Here is a 20708-nt window from a genome sequence, read left to right as displayed (position 1 = left end):
GTCATGTCGGATTATACCGAACTGGACAAGAAGCAGGATGTGCACATCCTGCATTCCATGGGTTATGCCCAAGAACTCGAACGACGCATGAGCTCGTTTTCGAACTTTGCCGTCTCATTTTCCATCATCTGCATTCTCTCCGGCGGCATAAATTCGCTGGCGCAGGCGACCTCGGGTGCCGGCGGCGCCGCCATCGGCATCGGCTGGCCAGTCGGCTGCTTCATCTCGCTCGTCTTCGCCATCGGCATGGCGCAGATCAGCTCGGCCTATCCTACGGCCGGCGGCCTCTATCACTGGAGCTCGATCCTCGGAAACCGCTTCACCGGCTGGGTGACCGCCTGGTTCAACTTGCTCGGTCTCGTCACCGTGTTGGGCGCCATCAATGTCGGCACCTATTATTTCTTCATGGGTTCGTTCGGCACCAGCTATCTCGGGCTGACCGACACGACGACGGTGCGCATCATCTTCCTCGTGGTCATCACCGGCGCGCAGGCGCTCGTGAACCACATGGGCATCGGACTGACCGCGAAGCTGACCGATTTCTCGGGTTATCTCATCTTCGCGACCGCTATCGCGCTGTCGGCCGTCTGCCTCATCGCAGCGCCCTCCTATGAGATCGGCCGTCTCTTCACTTTCGCCAACTATTCCGGCGAAGTCGGCGGCAACGTCTGGCCTTCCACCTCGGGCGCCTGGGTCTTCCTTCTCGGCCTGCTGCTGCCGATCTACACCATTACCGGCTATGATGCCTCGGCGCATACGTCGGAAGAGACGGTCAAAGCTGCCGAATCGGTGCCGCGTGGCATGGTTGCCTCGGTGCTCTGGTCGGCGCTTTTCGGCTATATCATGCTGTGCGCCTTCGTGCTCATGCTGCCGAATATGGATGATGCGGCAAAGCAGGGCTGGAACGTGTTCTTCTGGGCGATGGACAGCCAGGTCAACCCGATCGTCAAGGACATTCTCTATCTTGCCATCCTCGTCAGCCAGTGGCTGTGTGGCCTTGCGACCGTTACCTCGGTCTCGCGCATGATCTTCGCCTTCTCGCGTGACGGCGGTCTGCCGGCGTCGAAGGTCCTGTCGAAAGTCAGCCCAAAGTACCGCACGCCGGTGGCTGCGATCTGGACCGGCTCGATCCTCTCGGTTCTGTTCGTCTGGGGCTCCTCGCTCGCTACGATTGGTGACACGCCGGTCTATACGATCGTCGTCTCGTGCACAGTCATCTTCCTGTTCTTCTCCTTCGCGATCCCGATCACGCTCGGCTTGTTCGCCTGGGGCACGTCGAAGTGGGACAAGATGGGGCCGTGGAACCTCGGCGAAGGCGTCTTCAAGCTCTTTGCCGTGCTGACCGTCATCGCGATGATCCTGATCTTCATCCTCGGCATTCAGCCGCCGAACGAATGGGCGCTCTACATCACCGTCGGTTTCCTGGTGCTGACGGCGATCGTCTGGTTCGGCTTCGAAAGCCGCCGCTTCAAAGGGCCGCCGATCGGTGCGGAAGTGGCAAAGCGTCAGGCCGAGATCGCGGCCGCCGAAGCAGCCGTCGGCGAAAGCGGCGAAAACTAAGCATCGAGGCTTCCCTCTCAAATGGCGGGGCCGCATCCTGCGGCCCCATCACCGGTTCAACGAAAAGGCATCGGGCCGCAAAGTCCGGCCGAGCGCATGCGATTTCGTTGCCCCGATTTTCTCAATCCCAATTCAGGCGGAACAATCATGAGCAGCAGCTACACAATCGACGATCTCAGGAAGGATGTTGCCGAAGGGCGCATCGACACGGTTCTGGCCTGCCAGGTGGATATGCAGGGCCGGCTGATGGGCAAGCGTTTTCAGGCGGAATATTTCGTCGAGAGCGCCTGGAAGGAAACGCACAGCTGCAACTACCTGATCGCCACCGACATGGAGATGGAGACCGTCTCCGGCTACAAGGCGACGAGCTGGGAGAAGGGCTACGGCGACTATACGATGAAGCCGGATCTTGCGACGCTGCGTCGTATTCCCTGGCTCGAAGGCACTGCGCTGGTGCTCTGCGATATGCTCGATCATCATACGCACGAGGAGGTCGCCCACTCGCCGCGCGCGATCCTGAAGAAGCAGGTGAAGCGGCTCGAGGATATGGGCATGAAGGCCTACATGGCCTCCGAGCTCGAATTCTTCCTGTTCGACCAGACCTACGAGGCGGCGCAGGCTTCCGGCTACCGCAACCTCAAGCTCGTCAGCGCCTACAATGAGGACTACCACATCTTCCAGACCACCAAGGAAGAAGAGGTGATGCGGGCGATCCGCACCGGGCTGCAGGGCGCCGGCATCCCGGTCGAGAACTCCAAGGGCGAGGCTTCGGCCGGCCAGGAGGAGATCAACGTGCGCTACGCCGATGCGCTCGCCATGGCCGACCGGCACGCGATCATCAAGAACGGCTGCAAGGAGATTGCTTGGTCGAAGGGCAAGGCCATCACCTTCCTGGCCAAGTGGAATTACAATGCTGCCGGCAGTTCCTCGCATATCCACCAGTCGCTTTGGAGCCTGGAGGAAAAGCCGCTGTTCTTCGACCATACCGGCAAATACGGCATGTCGCCGCTGATGCATAATTACGTTGCCGGGCTTCTCGCCCATGCGAGCGAGATCACCTATTTCCTGGCGCCCTACATCAACTCCTACAAGCGCTTCATGGCCGGCACGTTTGCGCCGACCAAGGCGATCTGGAGCAAGGACAACCGCACCGCCGGCTATCGCCTGTGCGGCGAAGAGACCAAGGGTATCCGTATCGAGTGCCGCGTCGGCGGCTCCGATCTCAATCCCTATCTCGCCTTCGCCGCGCTGCTTGCCGCCGGCATTGACGGCATCGAGAACAAGCTCGAACTCGAAGCGCCCTTTGTCGGCGACGCCTATGGCGGCAAGGGCGTTCGCGAGATCCCGCGCACGCTGCGCGCGGCCACGGCGGCGATGACGGAATCGGCGATGCTGCGCAAGGCCTTCGGCGACGACGTGATCGACCACTATACGCGCGCCGGCGAATGGGAGCAGGAAGAATACGACCGCCGCATCACCGATTGGGAAGTGGCGCGCGGTTTCGAAAGAGCTTAATAGGTATTTGCGATTTGCTTGGCCCTGACCCTAACCTTGCCGGGGTCGAGCCACTGGTCTCGACCCGTCCTACGGACCCCCGTAAAAACGGGGAGAGGGGACGTGCCAAACGCAGCGTCGATGTTGGGGAAAGCCGGTGCGGCATATCCCCTTCGCCCCGTTTACGGGGAGAAGGTGTCGGCAGGCGGATGAGGGGCCACGGCCTCACTCAAATTTTGAAGAATACGAGGACAGGAACAGATCATGGCAATGATCCAATGCATTTCACCGGTTGACGGGTCGGTCTATGCCGAGCGCGCAGCCCTTTCGCTCGACGCCGCTAAGGACGTCGTGGCGCGTGCGCGCAAGGCGCAGAAGGGCTGGGCGAAGCGGCCGCTCGAAGAGCGTGTGCAACTGGTGTTGAAGGGTGCTGCGCGGCTGAACGAGATGTCCGATGTCGTCGTGCCGGAGCTTGCCTGGCAGATGGGCCGGCCGATCAAGTACGGCGGCGAATACAAGGGTTTCAACGAGCGTTCCAACTATGTCGCCTCGATCGCGGCGGATGCGATGGCGCCTGTTGTCGTCGAGGAGAGCGATCGTTTCGAGCGGCGCATCGAGCGCGAGGCGCATGGCGTCGTCTTCGTCGTAGCACCATGGAACTATCCCTATATGACGGCGATCAACACGATTGCGCCGGCGCTGATGGCCGGCAACACCGTCGTGCTGAAGCATGCCTCGCAGACGCTGCTGGTCGGCGAGAGGCTGGTGCAGGCTTTCATCGAGGCCGGCGTTCCCGAGGATGTGTTCCAGAACGTCTTTCTCGATCATGAAACGACGTCAGCGCTGATTGCCGCCGGCAGCTTCAATTTCGTCAACTTCACCGGATCGGTCGAAGGCGGGCGGTCGATGGAACGGGCGGCTGCCGGCACCTTCACCGGCCTCGGCCTCGAACTCGGCGGCAAGGATCCGGGATATGTCATGGAGGACGCCGATCTCGAGGCGGCCGTCGACACGCTGATGGATGGCGCGACCTACAATTCCGGCCAGTGCTGCTGCGGCATCGAGCGCATCTATGTGCATGAATCGCTCTACGACGCCTTCGTCGAGAAATCGGTTGCCTGGGTATCGAACTACAAGCTCGGCAATCCGCTCGATCCGGAAACCTCGCTCGGGCCGATGGCACATAAGCGCTTCGCCAAGGTGGTGCGCGAGCAGATCGCCGATGCGGTTTCCAAGGGCGCCAAAGCGCTTGTCGATCCCAAGCTTTTCCCCCAGGATGACGGCGGCGCTTATCTCGCACCGCAGATTCTCGTCGATGTCGACCACTCGATGGCCTTCATGCGCGAGGAGACTTTCGGTCCGGCAGTCGGCATCATGAAAGTGAAGAGCGACGAGGAGGCACTCGCTTTGATGAACGACAGCCAGTACGGGCTGACGGCCTCGCTCTGGACCAGGGATGCCGAGCGGGCAGGGCGGCTCGGCCGCGAGATCGAAACCGGCACCGTTTTCATGAACCGCGCAGACTATCTCGATCCGGCGCTTTGCTGGACCGGCGTCAAGGAGACCGGCCGCGGCGGCTCGCTGTCGATCATCGGCTTCCACAATCTGACGCGCCCGAAATCCTTCCATCTGAAGAAAGTCACAGCATGAGCAGCAACATCACCGCAAACTGGAGCTATCCGACATCGGTCAAGCTCGGCCGAGGCCGCATCGCGGAACTGGCTGACGCCTGCAAGAGCCTCGGCATCAAGAAGCCGCTGCTCGTCACCGACCGTGGCCTTGCCTCGATGGCGATCACCAAGACTGCGCTCGATATCCTCGAAGATGCCGGTCTCGGCCGGGCGATCTTTGCCGATGTCGATCCGAACCCGAACGAGAAGAACCTCGAAGCTGGCGTCAGGGCTTTCAAGGATGGCGGCCATGACGGCGTCGTCGCCTTCGGCGGCGGCTCTGGCCTCGATCTCGGCAAGTGCGTCGCCTTCATGGCCGGCCAGACGCGGCCGGTCTGGGACTTCGAAGATATCGGCGACTGGTGGACGCGTGCAAGCCTGGACGGCATCGCCCCGATCGTCGCTGTGCCGACAACGGCAGGCACCGGTTCGGAAGTCGGGCGCGCCAGCGTCATCACCAATTCCGAAACGCATGTGAAGAAGATCATCTTCCATCCGAAGTTCCTGCCTGGCGTCGTCATTTCAGATCCGGAACTGACGGTCGGCATGCCGAAGATCATCACGGCCGGCACCGGCATGGATGCCTTCGCCCATTGCCTGGAGGCCTATTCCTCGCCCTTCTATCACCCGATGTCAGCCGGCATCGCGCTCGAAGGCATGCGGCTCGTCAAGGAATTCCTGCCGCGCGCCTATAGGGAAGGCACGGATCTGGAGGCTCGCGCCAACATGATGGCCGCTGCCGCCATGGGCGCGGTCGCCTTCCAGAAGGGGCTCGGCGCCATTCACGCGCTGTCGCACCCGATCGGCGCCGTCTACAACACCCATCACGGCATGACCAACGCGGTGGTGATGCCGGCGGTGCTGCGCTTCAACCGCAAGGCGATCGAGGAGAAGATCGGCCGCGCCGCCGCCTATCTCGGCATTTCGGGTGGTTTCGACGGGTTCTACGACTATGTGCTGAAGCTCCGCTCCGAACTCGGCGTGCCGGAGACGCTGTCGGCGATGGGAATCGCTGCCGACCGCATCGACGAATTGTCGGCCATGGCGATCGAAGATCCGAGCGCCGGCGGCAACCCGGTTGCGCTGACGCTTGAAAATACCAAGGCACTATTCAAAGATTGCTTCTGACGACATAAGAGCGGACCAACAGACTGGCCTGGAAAACCGCGGTTTCCCAGGCCTTTTTCGTTCCGGCGGCATCCCTATTTTTAGGGATGTGAAAAATACCGGCTGCAATTTCGCCGCGCGTCTTTCGAATTTGTTAACCATGATTAGAAAGAATGAATTAACCGCACGATGCTCCGACGGTGCGTAAAAGAGCGATTCCGGCTCGCACCATTCCTTCCGAGGACCGAACATGCCTGTCATCACATTCGCAAATACCAAGGGCGGCGCCGGCAAGACGACCGCTGTTCTGCTGCTCGCGACCGAGCTTGCCCGCAAAGGTTATCGCGTCACCATTCTCGATGCCGATCCGCAACACTGGATTTCGCGCTGGCACGAAATATCAGGTCATGTACCCAATCTTTCGGTGATCGATTTCGTCACAACTGCGTCGCTGCCGGTGCATATCAGCGAGAACAAGCACAATACCGACTATTTCATCGTCGACCTGCCGGGTGCGCGCAATCCGCTGCTTGCCACTGCCGTTGGCCTTTCCGACCACGTGCTGATCCCGATCCAAGGCTGTGCGATGGATGCGCGCGGCGGTGCGCAGGTGCTCGAACTGCTGCAGTATCTGGATGAGAAGGCCGGCATCAAGATCGGCCATTCGGTGGTGCTCACCCGCGTCAATTCGATGGTGACGACGCGGGCGCTGCAAGTCGTAAAGTCACTGCTCAGCGAGCGGCATGTGCCGGTGCTCGATACGGCGATCATCGAACGCTCCGCCTTCCGCGACATCTTCGACTGTGGCGGCACGCTGCACACGATCGATCCGACGCGCGTCAGCAACCTCGACAAGGCCCGTGAGAACGCTACCTGTTTTGCCGAGGAAATGATGCGCAAGCTGCCGGTGAGGCTGACGGTATCCGCCCGCGTGACGAGCCCGATGGTCCGCTCGGCCGCTTGAATATAGCCCCCACCTGAAACGACAAGGCCGCCGGAGCGATCCGGCGGCCTTATCGTTGTTGTCGTCAGAATGATTTCAGTCGACGAATTCGACCGTCACTCCCGGCTTCACCATCTTGGCAAGCTCGGTGGCATCCCAGTTGGTCAGGCGGATGCAGCCGTGGCTCTGGGTGCGGCCGATCTTCGAGGGCTCGGGCGTGCCATGAATGCCGTAGGTCGGCTTGGAGAGCGCCATCCAGACGGTGCCGACGGGGCCGTTCGGGCCGGGCGGAATGTTGAGGATCTTGTCGTTGGCGCCCTGCTGGAAATTGATCTTCGGATTGTAGGTGTAGCCGGGATTGAGGGCGACGCGCTCGACGGTGACCGTGCCTGACGGCGAGGGGGTGTCGGTGGAGCCGATCGATGCCGGATAGGCGGCAAGCAGATTGCCGGCGCCGTCATAAGCGAAGACCTGCTTACGGCCCTTGTCGGCGATGATGCGCGCAACCGCGCCGCTCTTCGGCTCGCCTGGATTGACGACCTTGATGACGGTGCCGGCAACGGTGAAATCGGCGCCGGGGTTCATCTCCTTGAGGAAAGCCTCATCCATGTGGAAACGCTCGGCGAGCATCTCGGTGGTCGAGGTGTATGCCAGCGACGGCAGCAACGCCTTATGCGAATAGTCTTCCGGAATCTCGGCGACGAAGGGGCCGGCCGCATCGGCGGGCGTGATCGTGTAGCTGACCACAGGCAGGCCGCCGGTCATGCGCAGTTCTTCCAGAATGGCGTCGGTGTCGTTCGGATCGAGCTTGGAGCCTGTCATCTGGTCATAGGCGTAGATGCCCTTGGTGACGTTCGAGCCCATATGGCCGTCGATGACGCCCGGAGAGATGCCGGCGCGATCGAGGAAGACCTGTAATGCGACGATCTCGGGCTTCGACTTGTTCTTCAGCGTGATGACGGGCTCATCGGGTGCTGCCTTCGGCTGGTCGGCGGGCGGGATCTGCTGGTCGGGGTCGATCGAGGCATAGTCGTCGCCGGGTTGCGGATTGCCGATGCTGTTGTCATCGGGATAGGGCTGGTCGCCGAGCGGCCGGCGTTCGATCGCCGCATCGCGCGGTATGCCGCCGGTGACGGCACCGCGCTCGGAATAACGCGTATCGCCATCGGGGTTGTTGTCGGAATAATAGGGGTCGTTGCCATACTGGTCGTTATAGACCTCACGCGGGCCCGGCCGCGGCGGATAGTAGCCCCGCGCGCGCATCTCGGTGGCGACGACGTTGCCATAGTCGTCGACCAACACGCGATTGCCGCTACGGTCGCGGGCGTAGATATAGCCAGCTGGAACATAGTCGAGGATTTCGCCGCTCGGCGTCACAAGCACGATATCGCTCTGGCGGCGATCGCGGAACTGCTGCGCGCCTGCCTCCGGCGCTGTAGCCGCAAGAGCAGCCAGGACGGCTGCGAGGCAAAATGCCGACTTCAAAAAGCGATTCACGTCTCATACCTCGAACAGTGACTGGCAGACACACACCTGCGAATTTTGACGCTAGTGTGGAATTTATGAAAGCGTGCTGAACAAAATATGAAAATCACTAAGATTTTCTTTTGCTCATAAACGTTTGCGTCCTTGTGTCAGTTCCGCAAATTCAACGGTTGCTGCAAAAACGGAAGATGCAGGCGACGCCGATTGACGAATGGCGGCATGAAACCTAACGCTGGCGCATCATGTTTTGCGAAAATCGATTCCGTTTTTCGCAAAGCATGATGCGTTGATTCAAAGTGTTAGAGCGTCCTTTGTGCGTCCGAAAAGACGCTTAGCGCTCTAAAGGGGCCGACAATTCCCCAAGGAGACCGTGATGATCGAATTTGCCGCCGCAAGCGGGCCGCGCCTGATGCTGGACGAAACATCTGTGCTGGATATCGGCGGATGCATCGTCGACGGCGTCGACATCGCGCCGAAGCGCGCCATTCCCGATGACGGCGATCCACGAATCGATCACTCGCTCGAGGGCTTCCTCTTCACCTGCGGGCCAGACCATATCCGCCACCGTCAGCCGATCCCCGGCCGGGATGACGGCAAGGTCTATCCGCTGCACGGATCGGCCTCCGGCCACGCGGCAAAGGTGCTGTGGACAAAGTTCGAGAATGGCAATGCCGAATGCCGCGCCGATATCGACATCACCACTGTCGAGGGACTGCCGCAGCGCATCGAGCGGCTGTGGCGGATCGATGGGGCGACTGGCGAGGTGCGGCTTGAGGATCGGGTCGTCAATACCAGCGATCAGACGGTGCCGACCTTCCTGATGTACCACATGAACACCGGCGGCAAATGGCTGGACGAGGGCACGCGGCTCGAAGGCCGGATGCTGGAAAATGGCGGTTTTCCCTGGGCGTTCGGCGAGGAACTGAGCGGCATCTTCTGCGTCGCGGCGCCGGCGACGGAGGAGGGGTTCGCGGAGGTCCGCCTCGGACCGATCGCCGCAATCGGCGGCAGGACGCTGCGGGTGCGCTTCCGTACCGACACGCTACCGCATCTGCAGGTCTGGCGGAACCAGAAGGCGCCAGCCCATATCATCGGCATCGAGCCGGTTTCACATCGCTGGATATCGCGCGACGAGCTCGAGGCCGCCGGTGAGTTCAACATGCTGGCGCCCGGCGAGAGCCGCAGCTATGCGCTGACCTTTGCCTTCCTGTGAGCGAAGTGTTGTTGACGCTGGCAGACCTCCGTCGTAGACCTTCAGCCCACGATTTTTGAGGAGACAAGACGATGGATATTCGCCAGATCGACGATGAATATTCGGTTTCGGGCCAGATCACGCTTGAGGAGCTCGACGAAATCAAGACGCTGGGGTTCAAATCGATCGTCTGCCACCGCCCCGACCACGAAAGTCCCGACCAGACGTCGTTCTCCGTTATCGAGGCGCGCGCCAAGGAACTCGGCCTTAATATCGCCCACGTGCCTGTCGGGCCGATGGGCGTGACCGAGGAAGCCGTGCAGGGCATGGTCGACGCGCTCGACGAATTCCCGCGGCCGATGCTCGGCTATTGCCGTTCCGGCGCACGCTCGACGGCGATTTACCAGAAGACCCACCATATCCGTAATTGAGTCCCGTTCCGGGCGCCGATTTTCCGGCGTTGAACCTCAGCGCCGCCACCTTCCATTCACTCAGGAGACTATGATGAGCATCAAGCGTATCGACGTCGGCTCGCGCATGAGCGGCGCCGTCATTCACGGCAATACAGTCTATCTCGCAGGCCAGGTCGGCGAGGGCGAAAGCGTCACCGATCAGTGCAAGTCCTCGCTTGCCGAAGTCGACCGCCTGCTGGCTGCGTCGGGCAGCAGCAAGTCGAAGATCCTGCAGACGATCATTTACCTCGCGGACATCGCCGATTTCGCCGAGATGAATGCCGTCTGGGAAGGCTGGATCGATCCGGCCAATCCGCCGGCCCGCGCCACCAGCGAAGCCAAGCTCGCTGCGCCGAAATACAAGGTCGAGTTTATCATCACGGCTGCGATCTGATTTGGGGACACGGATGTCGACGAGGCGCCTGCTGATGTTTTGTTTTGCCGGTAGCCTTGCGGCTTCCGTGGCTTCCGCGGAAGAACTTCCGCCAATCCCCAAAGGTCAGGGGCTTGGCGTGGCCTCAGTGAGCATGGTCATCGCATTGACTTGCGACATCCATTATAAGCGTCCACAGGTCGTCAGTGACGCGAAAGCTCTTTTTCTGGAGTTTGCCCGAAAGGAACTCAAAGACCCGGAATCTGCCACAGAACGGGCCTTTAGTACTGCTCGCCGGGGTGTCACGCGGCAGCCAACCAAACAATATACCAAAGCAAGCTGCGATCAGCTGGGCAGAATGCTGAGGCGCGAACTCGCCCGCTGAGGTTCACGCTGCCTCAAATGCTGCATTTCAATCAGGATTTCTCGCGGATTTGCGTCAGTGTCCGTGCGGGCGTGATTGCTTCGGGATCGAGCTTGATTTCGATAATCGCCGGCTTGCCGCTTTCGCGCGCTCGCTCGAACGCCAGGGCGAAATCCTCGGTCTTTTCCACTGTCTCGCCGTGGCCGCCATAGGCGCGGGCAAGGGCTGCGAAGTCGGGATTGGTCAGATCGGTGCTGCTGACGCGGCCGGGATACTCGCGCTCCTGATGCATGCGGATCGTGCCGTAGATGCCATTGTTGACGACGACTGCGATGATCGGCAGGCCGTAGCGGATGGCGGTGGCGAATTCCTGGCCGTGCATCAGGAAGCAGCCGTCGCCGGCAAAGCAGATGACCTCGCGCTCGGGAAAGAGCCGCTTGGCGGCGACGGCGGCCGGCAGGCCGTAACCCATCGAGCCGGAGGTGGGGGCGGCTTGGGTGTTGAAGCGGCGAAAACGATGGAAGCGGTGCACCCAGGTGGCGTAGTTGCCCGCGCCATTGGTGAAGATCGCGTCCTGCCCGGTATTGGCCTCCAGCCATTCCATGATCGGCCCCATATGGACGGCGCCCGGTCCGCTCAAGGGCGGCTTCGACCAGGCGAGATAGGCCTGGTGCAGGCGCGCGGTGCGCTCGGTCCAGTGTGGTTCGGCCGGCGCTTCCAGATCGGCGAGTGCGGCGACGAAATCGGCAGGTGCGGCGCAGATGGCAAGATCCGGACGATAGATGCGGCCAAGCTCGGAAGCGTCGGGATAGATATGCACCAGCGATTGCTGGGGGTAGGGGATATCGATCAGCGTATAGGACGAGGACGGCATTTCCGACATGCGGCTGCCGAGCAGGATCAGCAGGTCGCTCTCCTTGATCTCCTTTGCCAGCGCCGGATTGATGCCGATGCCGACATCGCCGGCGTAGCAGGGATGGAGATGATCGAACAGCATCTGCCGACGGAAGGAGCAGCCGACGGGCAGTTGGAAACGCTCGGCGAAACTTTGAAAATCGGCGACGGCATCGGCGTCCCAGCGCGTGCCGCCAAGGATCACCATCGGCCGCTCGGCCTTCAGCAAGCGGAGATAGAAATCGTCGATCTGGCGGCGGCCGGGATGGGCCTCGACGCTGGCATAGTGCCTGGCGCGGGGTGCCTCGACCTCATCGCGCAGCATGTCCTCCGGCAGCGTCAGCACGACAGGGCCGGGCCGGCCGGAGGTTGCGACCGCAAAGGCGCGGGTGACGAACTCGGGAATGCGGGCGGCATCGTCGATCTCGCCCACCCATTTGGCGAATTCGGTGAAGGCGCGGCGGAACTCGACCTCCTGGAAGGCCTCGCGCTCACGCGCTTCGCGCTGCACCTGGCCGATGAACAGGATCATCGGGATAGAGTCCTGCTTGGCGATATGCAGGCCGGCGGAGGCGTTGGTGGCGCCGGGGCCACGGGTCACCATGCAAATACCAGGTTCGCCGGTCAGCCTACCCCAGCAATCCGCCATCATCGCCGCTCCGCCCTCCTGGCGGCAGACGAGGACGTCGATATCGCTGTCGCGCAACGCGTCGAGCACGGCGAGGAAGCTCTCGCCGGGCACGCAGGAGAGACGCTTGACGCCGTTCGCCTTCAGCGCCTCGACGATCAGTTCCCCGCCCGTCTTCTTCATGACAATGCCTTCTTCATGACGATGCCTTCCTCTCGCGCTCGGCGAGTTCCGTCAGAATTTCTGCCTGGTGTTCGCCGAGACGCGGGCTCGGCCTGATATAACGCAGCGGCGTCTCCGACAGCACCACAGGCGTCCTGACACCGGGGATCACGGTGCCGGCGGCATCCGCAAGGTCGATGCGCAGGCCGCGAGCCTGTACCTGCGGATGGGCGAACATTTCCTCGATCGTGTTGATTGCGCCTGATGGAACCGCGTTCTCTTCACAGGCCTTCAGCAGATCCGCCTTCTGCCATTTCAGCGTCTCGGTGGAGACGAGGCGGCGCACTTCGCCGCGATTGCCGACGCGGGCCTTGTTGGTGGCGAAACGCTCGTCGCTGGCGATGGTCTCCAGGCCAAGGATGGTGCAGAGGCGGCGGAACTGGCCGTCGTTTCCAACTGCGAGAATGAGATACCCGTCCGCCGTCGGCACGACCTCATAGGGCGAGATATTGGGATGGGCATTGCCGAGGCGGGTCGGCGCCTCGCCGGAGACCAGGTAATTCATGTTCTGATTGGCGAGCACGGCCGATTGCACATCGAGCAGGGCCATGTCGACCAACTGGCCTTCACCGGTCTTCAGGGCATGGATCAGAGCGGCTTCGATCGCCGCGACGGCATAGATGCCGGTGAAGATATCGGCGATGGCGACACCTGCCTTCATCGGTTGGCCACCCGGCTCCCCGGTAATCGACATGAAGCCGGACATGCCCTGGACGATGTAATCGTAGCCGGCGAGGCTGGCATAAGGGCCGTTCTGCCCGAAGCCGGTGATCGAGCAATAGACGAGCCTCGGGTTGATCTTGCGCATGCTGTCATAATCGAGCCCGTACTTGACGAGGCCGCCGACTTTGAAATTCTCGATGACCACATCGGCGGTGGAGACGAGGCGGCGGACGAGGTCCTGGCCTTCGGCGCTCTTCAAGTCGGCGGTGACAGAGCGCTTGCCGCGATTGGCGGCGTGGTAATAGGCGGCCGAGAGGTTCTCGCCATCGGCGCCCTCGACAAAGGGCGGGCCCCATTGGCGTGTATCGTCGCCGGCGTCGGGATTTTCGACCTTGATGACGTCGGCGCCGAGATCGGCGAGCATCTGTCCCGCCCAGGGGCCGGCGAGCACGCGGGCAAGCTCGATCACCCGGATGCCGGCAAGCGGCGGCTTTTTGGTCACGGTCTCTGTCATGTTCCTCCCGGCAATATCTACGGCGCCAGCGTCACCTCAGATGTATCGGATACGGGCTTTGAAGCAAAGCGGCGCTCTCGCCAGAGGATGTAGAAGCCCGATGCCACGATGATGGCAATGCCGAGCCATTTGACGGCATCCGGAAAGTCGCCGAAGACCAGCCAGGCGAAGATCGTCGCCGAGACGATCTCGAAATATTGCAGCGGCGCCAGCGTCGATGCCGGTGCCGCGCGATAGGCATAGACGCCGAGGATGCCCGATATCGCGGCCATGGCGCCGACGCCGGCGACATAGAACCAGGCGCGGCCATCCGGCATGACGGGATCGAAGAGATCGGAGCCGGTTCCCTGGCCCAGGAAAAGCAGGATGGTGCAGAAGAGCAGGCCCCAGATGCCCATTTGGAACTGCATCGCCCAGGGGTCTTCCCTGTGCGAGAGGACGCGAGTCATCAGCACGAAGATGGCGATGCAGAGCGCGCTGACGACAGGCAGAAGCGCGATGTAGCCGACCTCCTCGAAACTCGGCTGGATGATCAGCATCGCCCCGAAGAAGCCGACGCCGCAGGCGCTATAGCGCCGCCAGCCGATCGTCTCCTTCAAGAAGATACCGCCGAGGATCGTCAGCATGATCGGCTCGACGAAGAAGATCGCGATCGCGTCGGCGACCGCCATGTATTTCAGCGTGGTGACGAAGGAGATCATCGAGACGGTGATGATCGCGCCGCGGATGGCATGGAACAGGTTCTGGCGCCAGGAGAATTCGGCGAAGCTGCGCCGCCATATCACAATCGGCAGCATGCAGAGCGCCTGTACGGCGAAGCGGCCGGCGGTGATCTCCGCGGAGGGGACGGTGACGATGGCAAGCTTGGCGAAAATATCGATGAGCGGCGAGAACATCACCGAGATGAACATCAGCACAAGTCCCATCGTCACGTCGGAAGCGGACGAAACGCGGCGGGCGGAGGTGGTGTTCATGATGAAATCCCTGTCACTCAGGATATTGGTCGCTCAGGATCTTGCGACGGCCCTGTCGCACCAGTCCGCGAAGGCTGCGATCGCCGCATGCGCGCCGATCTCATTCAATGTTTCGTGCCGCATGTCCTGATATATCTCAGTGCTGATACGGGAGAAGCCTTTGCCTTTCAAATGGTTTGACAGCCAGAGCACGGCTTTTCCACGTTCCGTCGCCGGGTCTTCTCCGCCGCCGACCAAATGGATCGGCATATCCCGCGCCAGCCGGTCGAGATGGATTTTCTGCGGCGCGCGGAAGGTCAGCTCGAAGAGATCGAGCCAGAGAGAGACCGAGGCGTCGAAGCCGCAGAGTGGATCGCTGACGTACTTGTCGACTTCATCGGGAAGACGCGACAGCCAATCGAACTCGGTGCGGCGGCCGGCAATGGATTTGCCCCAGGTGCCGAAGGTAAGCTTCGGCAGCAGGCCGCTCGGCACGTCGGAGCCCTTCAGCATGCGCTCGGCAAGCAGGATTGCCTGGGCGGCGCGGCCGGCAAGGCCGACGGCGAAATTCGAATTCCAGACGGCGACGGCGTCGAAGTCGGCCGGAGCTGTGACGGCAGCGTTGAGGGCGATGAGGCCACCCATCGAATGGCCAAAGAGGATCACCGGCAGGCCGGGACGACGGGAGGCCGCATGGCTACGCATAGCGATGACGTCGCCGATCACCCTTTCGACCCCACCGCGCCGGGCAAAACGGCCGATCGGCGCGTCGGGTGCCGTCGTCTCGCCGTGGCCTCGATGATCATGGGCATAGACATGATAACCGCGTGCCGCCATCGTCTCGGCAAAGACGCGGTATCGTTTCGAATGTTCGGCCAAGCCATGGGATATCAGCAGGATACCGCGTGGAAGGGTGATGGCCTCAGCATGGTGATAGGCCAGCGACGCCCCTGATACGGCGAGCCTTTGCGTTTCAGAAAACATGTGGTCCTCCCGGCGACAACAGACCAGATCGCCGGGTAATTGCAACATGGGCATTTGACTATCTGATAACAATTTGCGGCCTTGTTGCGATTCAGGGTTGCGGCCTTTTAATTTTGATGCTTATTTGTTCCTGTATTGTTCTTTTTTGGGGGTTGAAATGAGCAGCATGCAGTTGCGTACCTTGACGTTTGCCGTGTCGATGGTTGTTGCCGGCGCCGGCGTGGCGCAGGAGGCCGGCGGGCGCACCCGCTTCATTCTGGCGGCGAGCTGGCAGCCGGCCTTTTGTCAGACGAACCAGAAGAAAGCCGAGTGTGCGAGCCAGACCGGCGAGCGCCCCGACGCGACGAACTTTTCGTTGCACGGACTTTGGCCGATGCGGCAGGATTATTGCGGCGTGAGCGCCGAGCAGAAGGCCGCCGACAAGGACGGCGACTGGAACAAGCTGCCGGAGGTCACGCTTGCGGCGGAGACGCAGGCGGCGCTCGCAAAGGCGATGCCCGGCACGCAGTCCGGCCTGGAACGGCATGAGTGGGTGAAGCATGGCACCTGCACGAAGATGAGCGCCGACGACTATTTCGGCGTCGGCGTGCACCTCGTGGGCGCACTCAACGCGTCGGCCGTGCGCGATCTCTTCGCTGCCAATATCGGCAAACCGGTCAAGGCCGAAGCGATCAAAGCGGCTTTCGACAAGAGCTTCGGGCCGGGTGCCGGCGATCGTGTCAAGATGAGCTGCCGGCGGGCCGGCAATATCAGGATGATCAGCGAGCTGACGATCGGGCTTTCGGAAGCTGCCGGAGCGGCATCGGCGAAAAGTGCCGGGCTTGCCGATCTGATCCAGGGCGCTGGAAAAACGTCGTTCGGCTGCGACGAGGGCGTCGTCGACGCTGCGGGCTTTTGACCGGAATTCCTGAGTAAACCGGGTTTCGGCGTTGCCCGGAGGCGCTGTTTCGCCTACATAGCGGCACAATCAAAGTTTCCCGCCCGGAGCAGCGCAGCATGGCACGTCAGTTCATCTATCATATGTCCGGCCTCAACAAGGCCTATGGCAACAAGAAGATCCTGGAGAATATCCACCTTTCGTTCTACCCCGATGCCAAGATCGGTATCCTCGGTCCGAACGGCGCGGGTAAATCCACCGTACTGCGCATCATCGCGGGCCAGGACAAGGAGTATACCGGCGAAGCCTGGCTCGCCGAAGGTGCGACGGTCGGCTACCTCGAGCAGGAGCCGCACCTCGATGCAAACAAGACGGTGTTCGAGAACGTCATGGAAGGCGTTGCCTCGAAGACGGCTGTCCTCGATCGCTACAACGAATTGATGATGAATTATTCCGATGAGACGGCGGAAGAGGGCGCCAAGCTTCAGGACGTCATCGACAGCCAGAACCTCTGGGATCTGGAAAGCCAGGTCGAAATGGCGATGGAAGCGCTACGCTGCCCGCCGCGTGACGCCGATGTCACCAGCCTTTCGGGTGGTGAGCGACGCCGTGTCGCGCTCTGCCGCCTGCTGCTTTCGCAGCCGGATCTGCTGCTGCTCGACGAACCGACCAACCACCTGGACGCCGAAACCATCGCCTGGCTCGAAAAACATCTGCGCGACTATCCGGGCGCCGTGATGATGATTACCCACGATCGCTACTTCCTGGACAACGTCACCGGCTGGATCCTCGAACTCGACCGCGGCCGTGGCATTCCCTACGAAGGCAACTATTCGGCCTACCTGCAGGCGAAAGCCAAGCGGATGCTGCAGGAAAGCCGCGAAGATGCATCGCGCCAGAAGGCGATCAGCCGCGAACAGGAATGGATCGCGTCCAGCCCGAAAGCCCGTCAGGCCAAGTCCAAGGCGCGTATCAAGTCCTACGAGCAGTTGGTGGATGCCGCCGAGAAGCAGCGTCCCGGCGACGCACAGATCATCATCCCGGTCAGCGAGCGCCTCGGCCAGGTGGTCATCGAGATGGACGGCATCACCAAGGGCTTCGAGGGCCGCACGCTGATCAACGACCTGTCGATCAAGCTGCCGCCAGGCGGCATCGTCGGCATCATCGGCCCGAACGGCGCCGGTAAGACGACGCTATTCAGGATGATCACTGGCCAGGAAACGCCGGATGGCGGTTCGATCCGCATCGGCGAGACCGTGCATCTCGGTTATGTCGACCAGAGCCGTGACACCCTTGCGGCCGACAAGACGGTCTGGGAGGAAATCTCCGGCGGCGCCGAAATCATCAAGCTTGGTAAGTTCGACATGAACTCCCGTGCCTATTGCGGCGCCTTTAACTTCAAGGGCGGCGACCAGCAGCAGAAGGTCGGCAATCTCTCTGGTGGTCAGCGCAACCGTGTTCACCTTGCCAAGATGCTGAAGGCCGGCGGCAACGTTCTGCTGCTCGACGAACCGACCAACGACCTCGATACGGAAACGCTGGGTGCCTTGGAAAACGCGCTGGAGAACTTTGCCGGCTGCGCCATCATCATCAGCCACGATCGCATGTTTCTCGACCGTCTGGCGACGCATATCCTGGCTTTCGAAGGCGACGGCCATGTCGAATGGTTCGAAGGCAACTTCGAGGATTATGAACAGGACAAGGTTCGCCGTCTCGGCCCCGACGCCCTCAACCCGGGCAGCCAGGCTCACAAGCGCCTGACCCGCTGATTTCACTCATTTTTGCTTGCGGAAGCCCCGGTTCGGCCGGGGCTTTTTCATGTCGCGCCTTGTCGCAATCTGAGCAGCCAATTTCGCGGAGAGTGCGAATTGCCGCTTGCCACCGCTTTTCAAATCACATAAAGATATCTTTATATCTTGATTGGATCGAAGATGAGCGAACCCTTGAAGCTTGGACTGGATGCGCTGGTGGACGTCTTGAAGGCGGCCGGCGAGCCCACGCGCTTGCGTCTTCTGGCGCTTCTTGACGGCGGCGATCTGACGGTGACCGATCTTACCGAAATTCTCGGCCAATCCCAGCCCCGCATCTCCCGCCACCTGAAGCTGCTTGGCGAGGCCGAACTGATCGAACGCTACCAGGAGGGCGCCTGGGCGTATTTCCGCCTCAAGCAGGACGGTAAGGCAGCCATGCTGGTGCGGGCGTTGCTGAAGCATGTTTCCGAGAACGATCCGACCATCCTTCGCGACGGCGAGCGGCTTTCGCTGGTCAAGCGCCAGCGCGCCGAGCGGGCACAGGCCTATTTCAGCCGCAACGCGGCCGAATGGGACGAACTTCGCCGCCTGCATGCGGCCGATGAGGAGGTCGACGCTGCCGTCATCCGGCTGCTCGGCAGCCAGCCGATCGACTCGCTGCTCGATCTTGGCACCGGCACCGGCCGCATCCTCGAACTCCTGTCCGGGCTCTACCGCAGGGCGACCGGCGTCGATGCCAGCCGCGACATGCTGAGCGTGGCCCGCGCCAATCTCGACAAGTCCCGCATCACCAAGGCCACCGTGCGCCACGCCGATATCCTGAACCTGCCTTTCGAGGGACAGGACTTCGATCTGGTGACGATCCATCAGGTGCTGCATTTCTTCGATCAGCCGGAGATTGCGATCGCGGAAGCGGCGCGCATGCTCCGGCCGGGCGGCCGGCTCGTGGTCATCGACCTTGCGCCGCACACGCTCGAATATCTCCGCGGCGAGCATGCGCATGTCCGTCTCGGTTTTTCGCACCAGGCGATGTCCGACTGGTTACGCAAGGCCGGGCTCGACGTCGAGCAGGTCGTCGATCTTCATCCGGGTCAGCAAAGCGGGCAGGGGTTGACGGTCACCGTCTGGCTCGCGCGCGATCCGAGGCGCCTCATGGCTTCGCAGACGAGCGAAGGCGCCGAACCTACATTTGCCGGGAGGGTATAACATGGCTTTGAAAAACGATGCGCGCGGCCGCAACATCAGGGTCTCTTTCGAATTTTTCCCGCCGAAATCGGAGGAGATGGAAGGGCAGCTCTGGCACACGGTTAGCCAGCTGCAGGATTGGGACCCGGATTTCGTGTCGGTAACCTATGGCGCCGGCGGCACCACCAGAGCGCCTACGCTCTCCACCGTCACGCGGTTCCTGTCGCAGACGCCGCTTGCCACCGCCTCGCATCTCACCTGCGTCGGCGCGACCAAGGAAGAGACGCATCAGGTGGTCGACACGTTCCGCAAAGCCGGTGTGACGCATTTCGTGGCGCTGCGCGGCGATGCGCCCGGTGGTGCCGGCGTGCCCTACCAGCCGCATCCCGGCGGATATGCCAATGCGGCGGAGCTGGTGGCCGGCCTGAAGGAAATCGGCGATTTCGAGATTTCGGTTTCCGCCTATCCGGAAAAACACCCGGAGAGCCGCGATACGGCGGCCGATATCGACATGCTGAAGCGCAAGGCCGACAATGGCGCCGACCGGGCACTGACGCAGTTCTTCTTCGACAACGACAATTTCGAGCGCTACCTGGAGCGGGTGCGCGGCGCCGGCATCTCGATCCCTGTCGTGCCCGGCATCATGCCGATCCAGAACCTGACGCAGCTGAAGCGCTTCGCCGGGGCCTGCGGCACTGTTATCCCCGCCTTTCTCGACGAGCGCTTTGCAGGCTTCGACGACAAGCCCGAGGAGCGGGCGAAGGTCGCCGCCGAAGTCGCTGCCGAACAGATCGAAGATCTCGTCCGGCGCGGCATCCACGACTTCCATCTCTATACGATGAACCGTGCGCCGCTGGTTTCCGCCGTGCTCGACAATCTCGGCCTCTCCCGCCCCCGCCGCGAAACAAAAAGTGCTGGCGCTGCCGCCTGATCTTTGCGCGTCTGAAGGACACGCGGCGCTGTAAAAGTGAAAAGCGCATGTCGGGCGGGACATGCGCTTTTTCGTTGGCGGATTGATCAGCTATTCAGGAGTTTAGGCACTATCAGTCATTACACTTTCGTCGGCCAGCTCAGATGAAGAGCATGGACAAGACGAAAGCAAACGCTGCACTGACCAACAGAACATTCAAGGATTGCGTGAGTCCCATGTCTGTCTCCTCGCGTTAACCGGCCAATAATATGTCTGAAATATGTCGGTTGGGAAGCAGATCTTATGCTGCGCTGCAGAAGGGTTCGGTGGATAAGTCGAATAGTGCTCTCGCAAGCTTTTGAAATAAATCGATAATTCTCAACAAATTTTTGTTCACACAATTTAACATGCCGTTAAATCAGGCGATTGCGTATTTACCTATGCGCCCAAAACATGGCGGGATCGCAACCGGTTGAAAACATGTGGA

General features: G+C 61.4%; 18 protein-coding genes. 13 read left to right on the top strand and 5 right to left on the bottom strand.

The window, feature by feature from the left end; translation table 11 throughout:
- Nucleotides 1-3 precede the first annotated feature (3 nt).
- From AC244Q_RS15095 to AC244Q_RS15075, 5 genes are all read left to right on the top strand, one after another.
- Entirely contained in the window at nucleotides 4-1560 is a 1557-nt protein-coding gene (locus AC244Q_RS15095; RefSeq protein WP_026157428.1) for an amino acid permease, read from the top strand.
- A 147-nt stretch (nucleotides 1561-1707) separates the two neighbouring features.
- Nucleotides 1708-3075: a glutamine synthetase family protein gene (locus AC244Q_RS15090; RefSeq protein WP_012758322.1), complete on the top strand. Its 1368-nt coding sequence runs from the start codon at nucleotides 1708-1710 to the stop codon at nucleotides 3073-3075.
- 243 nt (nucleotides 3076-3318) lie between these two features.
- Entirely contained in the window at nucleotides 3319-4704 is a 1386-nt protein-coding gene (locus AC244Q_RS15085; protein ID WP_012758321.1) for an aldehyde dehydrogenase family protein, read from the top strand.
- Nucleotides 4701-5852 (top strand): iron-containing alcohol dehydrogenase, encoded by a 1152-nt coding sequence (locus tag AC244Q_RS15080; RefSeq protein WP_128407065.1) that lies wholly within the window; start codon nucleotides 4701-4703, stop codon nucleotides 5850-5852. Before AC244Q_RS15085 ends, AC244Q_RS15080 begins: the two co-directional genes overlap by 4 nt.
- Nucleotides 5853-6081: 229 nt before the next feature.
- Nucleotides 6082-6795 (top strand): ParA family protein, encoded by a 714-nt coding sequence (locus tag AC244Q_RS15075; protein ID WP_128407064.1) that lies wholly within the window; start codon nucleotides 6082-6084, stop codon nucleotides 6793-6795.
- A gap of 75 nt (nucleotides 6796-6870) precedes the next feature.
- Here the strand turns inward: AC244Q_RS15075 and AC244Q_RS15070 are convergent, their stop codons facing one another.
- Nucleotides 6871-8271 carry a L,D-transpeptidase gene (locus tag AC244Q_RS15070; RefSeq protein ID WP_128407063.1) on the bottom strand — a complete coding sequence of 467 codons (1401 nt, stop codon included), beginning with the start codon at nucleotides 8269-8271 and terminating at the stop codon, nucleotides 6871-6873.
- 361 nt (nucleotides 8272-8632) lie between these two features.
- Here AC244Q_RS15070 and AC244Q_RS15065 point away from each other — a divergent pair, with 361 nt between their 5' ends.
- The 4 genes from AC244Q_RS15065 to AC244Q_RS15050 all read left to right on the top strand — a co-directional run bounded on the left by AC244Q_RS15065 (nucleotide 8633) and on the right by AC244Q_RS15050 (nucleotide 10661).
- A complete protein-coding gene (locus AC244Q_RS15065; RefSeq protein ID WP_128407062.1) occupies nucleotides 8633-9472 on the top strand; it encodes an aldose 1-epimerase family protein in 840 nt (279 codons plus the stop codon).
- A gap of 71 nt (nucleotides 9473-9543) precedes the next feature.
- Nucleotides 9544-9882, top strand: coding sequence for a protein tyrosine phosphatase family protein (locus AC244Q_RS15060; RefSeq protein WP_128407061.1), 339 nt, complete (start codon nucleotides 9544-9546; stop codon nucleotides 9880-9882).
- Between the two features lie 73 nt (nucleotides 9883-9955).
- Nucleotides 9956-10297 (top strand): RidA family protein, encoded by a 342-nt coding sequence (locus AC244Q_RS15055; RefSeq protein ID WP_128407060.1) that lies wholly within the window; start codon nucleotides 9956-9958, stop codon nucleotides 10295-10297.
- Between the two features lie 13 nt (nucleotides 10298-10310).
- Nucleotides 10311-10661, top strand: coding sequence for a hypothetical protein (locus AC244Q_RS15050; protein ID WP_128407059.1), 351 nt, complete (start codon nucleotides 10311-10313; stop codon nucleotides 10659-10661).
- 31 nt (nucleotides 10662-10692) lie between these two features.
- Here the strand turns inward: AC244Q_RS15050 and AC244Q_RS15045 are convergent, their stop codons facing one another.
- The 4 genes from AC244Q_RS15045 to AC244Q_RS15030 are packed head-to-tail and all read right to left on the bottom strand — an operon-like array spanning nucleotide 10693 to nucleotide 15498.
- Entirely contained in the window at nucleotides 10693-12345 is a 1653-nt protein-coding gene (locus tag AC244Q_RS15045; RefSeq protein WP_128407058.1) for a thiamine pyrophosphate-binding protein, read from the bottom strand.
- A 13-nt stretch (nucleotides 12346-12358) separates the two neighbouring features.
- Nucleotides 12359-13561, bottom strand: coding sequence for a succinate--glutarate CoA-transferase (gene caiB, locus AC244Q_RS15040; RefSeq protein WP_128407057.1), 1203 nt, complete (start codon nucleotides 13559-13561; stop codon nucleotides 12359-12361).
- A gap of 17 nt (nucleotides 13562-13578) precedes the next feature.
- Nucleotides 13579-14535: a DMT family transporter gene (locus tag AC244Q_RS15035; protein ID WP_113545224.1), complete on the bottom strand. Its 957-nt coding sequence runs from the start codon at nucleotides 14533-14535 to the stop codon at nucleotides 13579-13581.
- A gap of 33 nt (nucleotides 14536-14568) precedes the next feature.
- The gene (locus AC244Q_RS15030; protein WP_128407056.1) at nucleotides 14569-15498 is read right to left on the bottom strand and encodes an alpha/beta fold hydrolase; all 930 of its coding nucleotides are present in this window, start codon (nucleotides 15496-15498) and stop codon (nucleotides 14569-14571) included.
- 157 nt (nucleotides 15499-15655) lie between these two features.
- Between AC244Q_RS15030 and AC244Q_RS15025 the strand changes: the two genes are divergently transcribed.
- The 4 genes from AC244Q_RS15025 to metF all read left to right on the top strand — a co-directional run bounded on the left by AC244Q_RS15025 (nucleotide 15656) and on the right by metF (nucleotide 20242).
- On the top strand, nucleotides 15656-16396 hold the full coding sequence (locus tag AC244Q_RS15025) for a ribonuclease T2 family protein (protein ID WP_017994734.1): 741 nt from the start codon (nucleotides 15656-15658) through the stop codon (nucleotides 16394-16396).
- A gap of 98 nt (nucleotides 16397-16494) precedes the next feature.
- A complete protein-coding gene (gene ettA / locus AC244Q_RS15020) occupies nucleotides 16495-18144 on the top strand; it encodes an energy-dependent translational throttle protein EttA (protein ID WP_012758311.1) in 1650 nt (549 codons plus the stop codon).
- 162 nt (nucleotides 18145-18306) lie between these two features.
- Nucleotides 18307-19332: an ArsR/SmtB family transcription factor gene (locus tag AC244Q_RS15015; RefSeq protein WP_012758310.1), complete on the top strand. Its 1026-nt coding sequence runs from the start codon at nucleotides 18307-18309 to the stop codon at nucleotides 19330-19332.
- A 1-nt stretch (nucleotide 19333) separates the two neighbouring features.
- The gene (gene metF, locus AC244Q_RS15010) at nucleotides 19334-20242 is read left to right on the top strand and encodes a methylenetetrahydrofolate reductase [NAD(P)H] (RefSeq protein WP_113545222.1); all 909 of its coding nucleotides are present in this window, start codon (nucleotides 19334-19336) and stop codon (nucleotides 20240-20242) included.
- The last annotated feature ends 466 nt before the right edge of the window (nucleotides 20243-20708 follow it).

This window comes from Rhizobium sp. CB2179, from assembly GCF_057653455.1.
This window is presented reverse-complemented; position numbering and strand designations above follow the sequence as displayed.